At 68.2% G+C, this 7,011-nt stretch carries 6 protein-coding genes; 3 read left to right on the top strand and 3 right to left on the bottom strand.

The genetic code is table 11. The annotated features are described in order from the left end of the window. Positions 1-527: 527 nt before the first annotated feature. Complete coding sequence (purH, locus tag BJQ90_RS00620; protein ID WP_226758379.1) at positions 528-2,213, bottom strand: bifunctional phosphoribosylaminoimidazolecarboxamide formyltransferase/IMP cyclohydrolase; 1,686 nt, start codon at positions 2,211-2,213, stop codon at positions 528-530. A 153-nt stretch (positions 2,214-2,366) separates the two neighbouring features. Between purH and BJQ90_RS00615 the strand changes: the two genes are divergently transcribed. Next, a complete protein-coding gene (locus BJQ90_RS00615; RefSeq protein ID WP_226758378.1) occupies positions 2,367-3,719 on the top strand; it encodes an MFS transporter in 1,353 nt (450 codons plus the stop codon). Positions 3,720-3,785: 66 nt separating this feature from the next. On the opposite strand, the gene purN is transcribed toward BJQ90_RS00615, so the two are convergent. Beyond that, entirely contained in the window at positions 3,786-4,361 is a 576-nt protein-coding gene (gene purN, locus BJQ90_RS00610) for a phosphoribosylglycinamide formyltransferase (RefSeq protein WP_226758377.1), read from the bottom strand. Between the two features lie 39 nt (positions 4,362-4,400). Between purN and BJQ90_RS00605 the strand changes: the two genes are divergently transcribed. Beyond that, positions 4,401-4,832: a hypothetical protein gene (locus BJQ90_RS00605; RefSeq protein ID WP_226758376.1), complete on the top strand. Its 432-nt coding sequence runs from the start codon at positions 4,401-4,403 to the stop codon at positions 4,830-4,832. Positions 4,833-4,845: 13 nt separating this feature from the next. Here BJQ90_RS00605 and BJQ90_RS00600 read toward each other — a convergent pair whose 3' ends face one another. Continuing rightward, on the bottom strand, positions 4,846-6,159 hold the full coding sequence (locus BJQ90_RS00600; RefSeq protein ID WP_226758375.1) for a DUF6350 family protein: 1,314 nt from the start codon (positions 6,157-6,159) through the stop codon (positions 4,846-4,848). A gap of 185 nt (positions 6,160-6,344) precedes the next feature. On the opposite strand from BJQ90_RS00600, the gene BJQ90_RS00595 reads away from it, so the two are divergent. Beyond that, positions 6,345-6,815, top strand: coding sequence for a DUF4383 domain-containing protein (locus BJQ90_RS00595; protein ID WP_226758374.1), 471 nt, complete (start codon positions 6,345-6,347; stop codon positions 6,813-6,815). Positions 6,816-7,011: the final 196 nt, after the last annotated feature.

Raw genomic sequence — 7,011 nt, 5'->3', positions numbered from 1 at the left:
TACAACCACCGCCGACACCACGCAGCCCTCGGAGGACGAGCACCCATAAGCAGATGTAACCAACCTGCTGGCTGAGTACACCTAGCCGGACCACCGGCGCACCAACACAGCGCGGGGTCACCTGTGGCCCATCTCCAGCAGCGGGGATGGACCACAAGTGGCCCCGCCCTGGCGTTAACCCTGGTTTCGGAGTCTTCTGCGGACCTTGCCCCGCGGGACATGCCCTCCGTACGGACCCGGCATTGGACATAGTCCCCTTATGTCCAGTCCCCGGCACCAGGAATGGGCATGTCCCCCGGACAGCTGGCCGCACCCGGGCTTGGGTCACCCTGCCACCACTGGACATGCCCCCCGCGCGGAGCCGGCACTGGACATAATCCCCTTATGCCCAGTCGCCGGCACAAAGAATGGACATGTCCTCCGGAAAGGGAGGGCATGTCCACTCTTGGTGGGGCCGGCTGCGCGGGGTCCGCGCGACCCGCCTGGTGGAACTGGTGGAACTGGTGGAACTGGTGGAACTGGTGGAACTAGTGGAAGAAGTGCCGGGCGCCGGTGAAGTACATCGTGATGCCCGCGGCGTTGGCTGCGGCGATGACTTCCTCGTCCCGGACCGAGCCGCCGGGCTGGACGACGGCGCGGACGCCCGCGTCAATCAGGATCTGGAGGCCGTCGGCGAACGGGAAGAACGCGTCCGACGCCGCCACGGCACCGCGGGCCCGCTCCGGGGCTCCGGTCGCGTCGGCGTTCGAGGCGCCTCCCGCGCCGTCGACCTCGGAGTCCACGCTCACACCGAGGGAGTTGGCCCGCTCGACGGCGAGCTTGCAGGAATCGAGCCGGTTGACCTGGCCCATGCCGATGCCGACGGCGGCACCGTTGTCCGCGAGCAGGATGGCGTTGGACTTGGCGGCGCGGCAGGCGGTCCAGGCGAACGCGAGGTCGGCCAGGGTCGCGGCGTCGGCGGCGTCACCGGCGGCGAGGGTCCAGTTGGCGGGATTGTCACCCTCGGCATCGACCTTGTCCGTGGCCTGCACCAGCATGCCGCCGGAGACCTGGCGGAACTCGGTCGGGTAGCGGCCGTAGCCATCGGGCAGTGCCAGGAGCCGGATGTTCTTCTTCTTGGACAGGATCTCCACGGCCTCGTCCTCGAAGCCCGGCGCGATGACGACCTCGGTGAAGATGCCGGCAACGGTCCTGGCCATGCCGGCGGTGACGGTGCGGTTGGCAGCGATCACGCCGCCGAACGCGGAGACCGGGTCGCAGGCGTGCGCCTTGGCGTGCGCGTCGGCGATGGGGTCCGCCGCGGAGGCGGACCCCACGGCCACGCCGCAGGGGTTCGCGTGCTTGATGATCGCGACGGCGGGCCCGGCGAAGTCGAAGGCCGCGCGGAGGGCGGCGTCGGCGTCGACGAAGTTGTTGTAGCTCATGGCCTTTCCGTGCAGCTGGTCGGCCTGCGCGATGCCGGCCGGGGCCGCATGGTCCACGTACAGGGCGGCTTGCTGGTGCGGGTTTTCGCCGTAGCGGAGGACCTCGGAGCGCTCAAGCGCCAGTCCGGCATAGGCGGGCCAGTCGATCACGCCGTCGCCGTCCTCGTCGAGGAACTGGCTCGCGGTCCAGGTCGCCACGGCGGTGTCGTAGCTGGCGGTGTGCGCGAAAGCCCTGGCGGCGAGCCGGCGCCGGGTCTTCAGGTCAAAGCCGCCCGAGGCGGCGGCAGCAACAACGTCTTCGTACGAGGACGGGTCCACCACAATCGCGACGGCGGCGTGGTTCTTCGCGGCGGAGCGCACCATCGCGGGCCCACCGATGTCGATCTGCTCGACGACGTCATCCTGCGCGGCGCCGGACTTCACCGTTTCCACGAACGGGTAGAGGTTCACGACGACGAGGTCGAACGGCTCGATGTCCATCGACGCGAGCGTGTCCATGTGGGCCGGGACGCGGCGGTCGGCGAGGATGCCGCCGTGGACACGCGGGTGCAGGGTTTTGACCCGGCCGTCCAGCATTTCCGGGGAGCCGGTGACTTCTTCGACTTCCTGCACCGGGATGCCGGCGGCGGCGATCCTCTTGGCGGTGGAGCCGGTGGAGACGATCTTGACGCCGGCTTCGTGCAGGCCCCTCGCGAGTGCCTCCAGACCGGTCTTGTCGTAGACCGAAATCAGCGCCCGGCGGATGGGGACACGGTCGATGGATACACGGTCAAGCTGCGTGAAGCTCACAAAAGTCTCCGTCTTATATCGCGGCGGGGCCGCGGGTGGTGGGGATGGGGCCAGTTTATCGCGTCAGCGCGCCGGGCCTTTCCGCGCGCCGGAGTATGAAGCGCATCGTACCCGTGCGCCCGGCCACGTAGAGTTTTCCCAGGAGGCTGAGAGATGAACACGTACACCACTGTGCCCAGCGGCGAACAGGTGGTCCAGGAACTGCCATGGCGTTGGAAAGTGCAGGGCCGGATCTTCCTGATCGGCGGCCTGGGCTTTATGTTCGACGCCTGGGACGTCACGCTCAACGGCATCCTGATTCCGTTGCTGTCCAAGCACTGGTCGCTCAGCCCGGGCGACGCCGCCTGGATCGGCGCCTCGAACCTGATCGGCATGGCCCTGGGCGCCTTCGTCTGGGGCACCATCGCGGACACGATCGGGCGCAAGAAGGCCTTCACCGCCACTCTGCTGATCTTCTCGGTCTTCACCGTGCTCGGCGCGTTCTCCCCCGACTTCCTCTGGTTTGTGGCGTTCCGCTTTATGGCCGGCTTCGGCCTGGGCGGCTGCATCCCGGTGGACTACGCGCTGGTGGGCGAATTCACGCCCCGCAAGCAGCGCGGCAGGGTCCTCACCGCGATGGACGGCTGGTGGCCGATCGGGGCCGCGCTGTGCGGTTTCGTGTCCGCCGGTCTGATTGCCCTGTACGGGGACTGGCGGCTGACCATGCTGGTGATGGTGCTCCCGGCGCTGCTGGTGTTCTGGATCCGCCGCAGCGTCCCGGAATCCCCGCTGTTCCTGATCCGCAAGGGCCGCCGCGACGAGGCCGCCAAGGTGATCGACGACCTCGTCGCGGCCACCGGGGCAGAGCCCCGCGTCTACAGCCTGCCCGAGGCGCAGGAGGCCCCGCGGCTCTCCGCCGGCAGCGCCTGGACCCAGCTTCGCGCCCTGTGGCAGTACGACTGGAAGATCACGACGGCGGCCTGGTCGCTGTTCTTCAGCATCCTGCTGGTGTACTACCTGTCGCTGACCTGGATGCCGCGGATCCTGATCGGCGCCGGCTTCGAGGAGTACAAGGCCTTCCTCACCACCGCTTCCATGGCCGCCGTCGGGCTCCTGGGCGTGGTGGTGGCCGCCCTGCTGGTGGAGCGTGTGGGCCGGAAGTGGGTCCTGGCGATCACCGGCCCGCTGTCCGCGCTGACCCTGGTGATCGTGGCCATTGTGGTGGACATCCCGACGGCGGCCGTGTTCTGGCTGCTGGTCTTCGGCTTTGTGGTGCAGGTGGCCATCCCGGTGCTTTACGCGTACGTCTCCGAGCTGTATCCGACGGAGCTGCGCGGCTCGGGCTTCGGCTGGGCGTCGACGTTCTCCCGGCTCGGCGCGGGCTTCGGGCCGCTGGTCTTCGCGGCGGTCCTCTGGCCGGAACTGGGCCTCGCGACCTCGTTCGCCCTCGCCGGCGGCCTGGTGCTAATCAGCGTGCTGTGGATGGCGTTCTTCGCGCCGGAAACGAAACAGCGCCGCCTCGACTAGCCACCCCTCCGCCCCCAACCACAACAACAACCCGGATGGACGGGGTGGGTGAAGGTCCGGGGTGAGTCAGGCGGGCTTCTCCGCGGGGGCGAGGGACGCCAGCGTCGAAACCAGCAGCCGGCGCTCCACCACCTTGATCCGTTCGTGCAGGGACTCCTCGGTTTCGCCGTCGCCGACCGCCACGGCTTCCTGCGCGATGATCGGGCCGGTGTCCACGCCGGCGTCGGCCCAGTGCACCGTGCAGCCGGTGACCTTCACGCCGTAGGCCAGCGCGTCGCGGACCCCGTGGGCGCCGGGGAACGCGGGCAGCAGGGCCGGGTGGGTGTTGAGGTATTTGCCGCCGAACGCGTCGATGAAGCCGGCGCTGACGATCCGCATGAACCCTGACGAGACGACGACGTCGGGCGAGTACGCGGCCACGGCCTCGGTGAGCGCCGCGTTCCAGGCGGCCCGGTCCGGGTAGGCCTTGAAGTCCACCACGAAGGTCGGGATTCCGGCGGCGGCCGAGCGCTCCACCCCGTAGGTTCCGGGCCGGTCGGCGCCGACGGCGGCGATCTCGACGTCGAGCCTGCCCGCTTGCACGGCGTCGATGACGGCCTGGAGGTTGGAGCCGGTGCCGGAGACGAGGACTACGATGCGCATTGTCCTAGCTTATGGGGCCGCTCGCGTAGGCTGGAAACCATGAATCCCCCGAACGACTCCGCCGGCAGCCCGGGCGGACAGCACCCGCTCAGCGACGCGGCCAAGGCCTCGCAGGCGAAAACCCACAATCTGTTCCGCAGCTTCGTCGTGGCGGTGTTGGGCTCGTTCTTCGTCTACCAGCTGGACATCAGCTACCTCTGGCTCAGTGCGCTCCTGACGGCGATCGCCATCGTGCTGGGCATTATGGTGCTCATCCGGTACGCCAAGCTCAAGGAATCCAAGTTCGTGCTGTTCGGGACGATTTCCGGGCTGGTGGTGGTGGCCGTGCAGGTGCTGCTGCTCGTGTCCTCGGCGCTGTTCTTCAACCAGGTCCGGGACTACCAGCAGTGCAGCCGCCAGGCCCTGACCGAGCAGGCCGCCTCCATGTGCCGAACCCAGCTGCAGAAATCGATGCCCGTGCAGCTGCGCTAAGCAGCCTGCCGCATCACAGGGACGCCGGCTCGAGGTCCGCTTCGCGCAGCTTCTGCTGGCGTTCCAGCCACGGCCCGGCGGTGTAACCGATCACGACGCCGATGCCCGCCTCCGCAGCCACGAACAGTGCCGTCCGGAGCGGGTCGGGTCCAATCTCCGTGAGCCGCCCGATGCCGGCGGATCCCCCGGCCATCCAGGCCAGGGCCGCCGCGAGCAGCCCGGCGACACTGCCGATTATGACGCCGAGCGCCAGCGTGGAGACCGTGGCGGTGAGCCAGCGGGCGTGGATCTTGATCGAGAACCATTCGTCGAAGTGGTTTTCGCCCTCGCGCAGGAACCACCAGCCGGCCAGGGTTCCGGCGAGGACGGGCACCACCAGCGCGGCCACCCCGTAGTCCAGGGACCCGGCCGGCAGTGCCGCGAACACCGGGATCGAGGGCAGCGGCCCGACGGCGGTGCCGAGCGCCCCGGCCTGGGAGCCGATGCCGAGGGCGAAGCCCGCACCGGAGGTCCAGGAAAGGGCAAACACTGCCAGGTTGGGCAGGAAGCCGAGCTGCGCGATGGTGAGCACGGCACCCCCCAGGGCCCCGGCGTCGAGCGCTTCATAGACGGCGATCACGAGGTTCCAGTGGATGAACAAGGTGGCGGCGAGGAGCACGCAAGACATTGCCAGGCCGGCCATCAGCGCCACGAAGCCGGCTTTGATGGCGGACCCCAGGTAGGAGCCGGCCCAGCGCGAATGCTGGCTGGTGCGGGAGAGCCAGTCGACGGCGTCGACGCCGATCAGCCGGCTCCAGGAGCCGGCCTCGCGGCGGGCGCCGATCACCATGCCGAGCCCGAACGGGACCAGCGGGATGAGGGCGGCGGACCAGAGGCCCACGCCGACGTCGCCCGTGCGGCAGATGAAGCCGGTGGCCAGACCGAAGCCGGCGTACATCAGCCACGAGCCGAGCAGCGCCTGCCACAGCTGGTCCGTGTAGGAGGCCCGGGCCAGCCGCCGGCCGGCGCGCCAGGCGAGCAGGAACGGGATCAGCGTCAGTCCGAGCGGGGTGAGGGACAGGACGCCGGACTGCGGCTGGGCCGCGGCGGCGCCAGCCGTGTCCAGCAGCAGTGGAACGCCGTGGATCAGCAGCCAGGCCTGGCCGGCGAGGCGGGCGAGCGCGTCGGGTGCGCCGTTCAGGAATCCGGCGGTGGCCCACACGGCGAGAATCGGGGCGGCCACCACCAGGGCGGAGATTATGGCCGCCTGCGCGGACTCAAGGGCTCCCTGCAGCCACAAGGGCATCGGAAGTCCACGTTCCCCGGTCTGATCAGCGCGCAGTTTCATCGTGTTCCATGGTGCCATGTGACGGCGTTCCGGCCCGTTCCGACAGGCTCAACCGGCGGATTTTGCAAGGATTTTGCCCGGGCCGGGGGTTTTGGGGGTGCATTCAACTGCCCGCCCTGCCGGCGCTTTTTTCCCTACTCCGCCGTAAAATTGGAGTGTCCGCAATCAGTGGTTGGAGGCAGAAAATGACTACCGCATCTCCACATGCACACGGCGTTCACTTCGGACGGACAGATGTCCAGAACGTCGGCATGGGTGTTGGTATCGTCCTTATAGTCGTGGGAGTCCTGGGGTTCATCCCCGGCATCACCACGCAGTACAGCTCATTGGCGTTCTTCGGGCCCGGTTCCATGGCCTTGTTCCTTGGCCTGTTCCAGCTATCGATGCTGCTGAACATCGTTCAGCTCGCGATCGGCGCCACCGGTCTGGCCATGTCCCGGAACAACCCCATGGGTGCCCGGAACTTCCTTATGGGCTTTGGCCTGCTGTACATCGTCCTTAGCGTCTACGGGCTCATTGTTGGGGTGGGGTCGGCGGCCAATTTCCTGTCGCTGAACGCCGCAGATGTTTGGGCCTTTATGATCATGGGCCTTGGAATGGTAGGCGCCGGTTGGCTGATGTCGAGGCATCTGGCCGAGGACGCAAAGACCCGGTAGATCAAACAACCGGGAAAAAGGGAGCCGCGAATGAGTAACGTTTCATAGCATTCTGAAAATTCGTACTACCTGCTGGTGCAGCCGCCCCGCGGAAACGCAGTGGCTGCACCAGCTTCTTTGTGTCCGGCGGGGCTTGGTGGTGGCTCGGGCGGGCGCGGTGGGGCGCGGGTGCGGGCTCGCGGGCGGGCTCGGTGGG

This window comes from Arthrobacter sp. SO3 (assembly GCF_020532825.1).
Classification (GTDB): Bacteria; Actinomycetota; Actinomycetes; order Actinomycetales; family Micrococcaceae; genus Arthrobacter.
This window is presented reverse-complemented; position numbering and strand designations above follow the sequence as displayed.

Coding starts and splice junctions, on each gene's coding strand:
- BJQ90_RS00605 (WP_226758376.1), top strand. CDS start 4,401: ATGAATCCCCCGAACGACTCCGCCGGCAGCCCGGGCGGACAGCACCCG.
- purN (WP_226758377.1), bottom strand. CDS start 4,361: ATGCGCATCGTAGTCCTCGTCTCCGGCACCGGCTCCAACCTCCAGGCC.
- BJQ90_RS00615 (WP_226758378.1), top strand. CDS start 2,367: ATGAACACGTACACCACTGTGCCCAGCGGCGAACAGGTGGTCCAGGAA.
- BJQ90_RS00600 (WP_226758375.1), bottom strand. CDS start 6,159: ATGAAACTGCGCGCTGATCAGACCGGGGAACGTGGACTTCCGATGCCC.
- BJQ90_RS00595 (WP_226758374.1), top strand. CDS start 6,345: ATGACTACCGCATCTCCACATGCACACGGCGTTCACTTCGGACGGACA.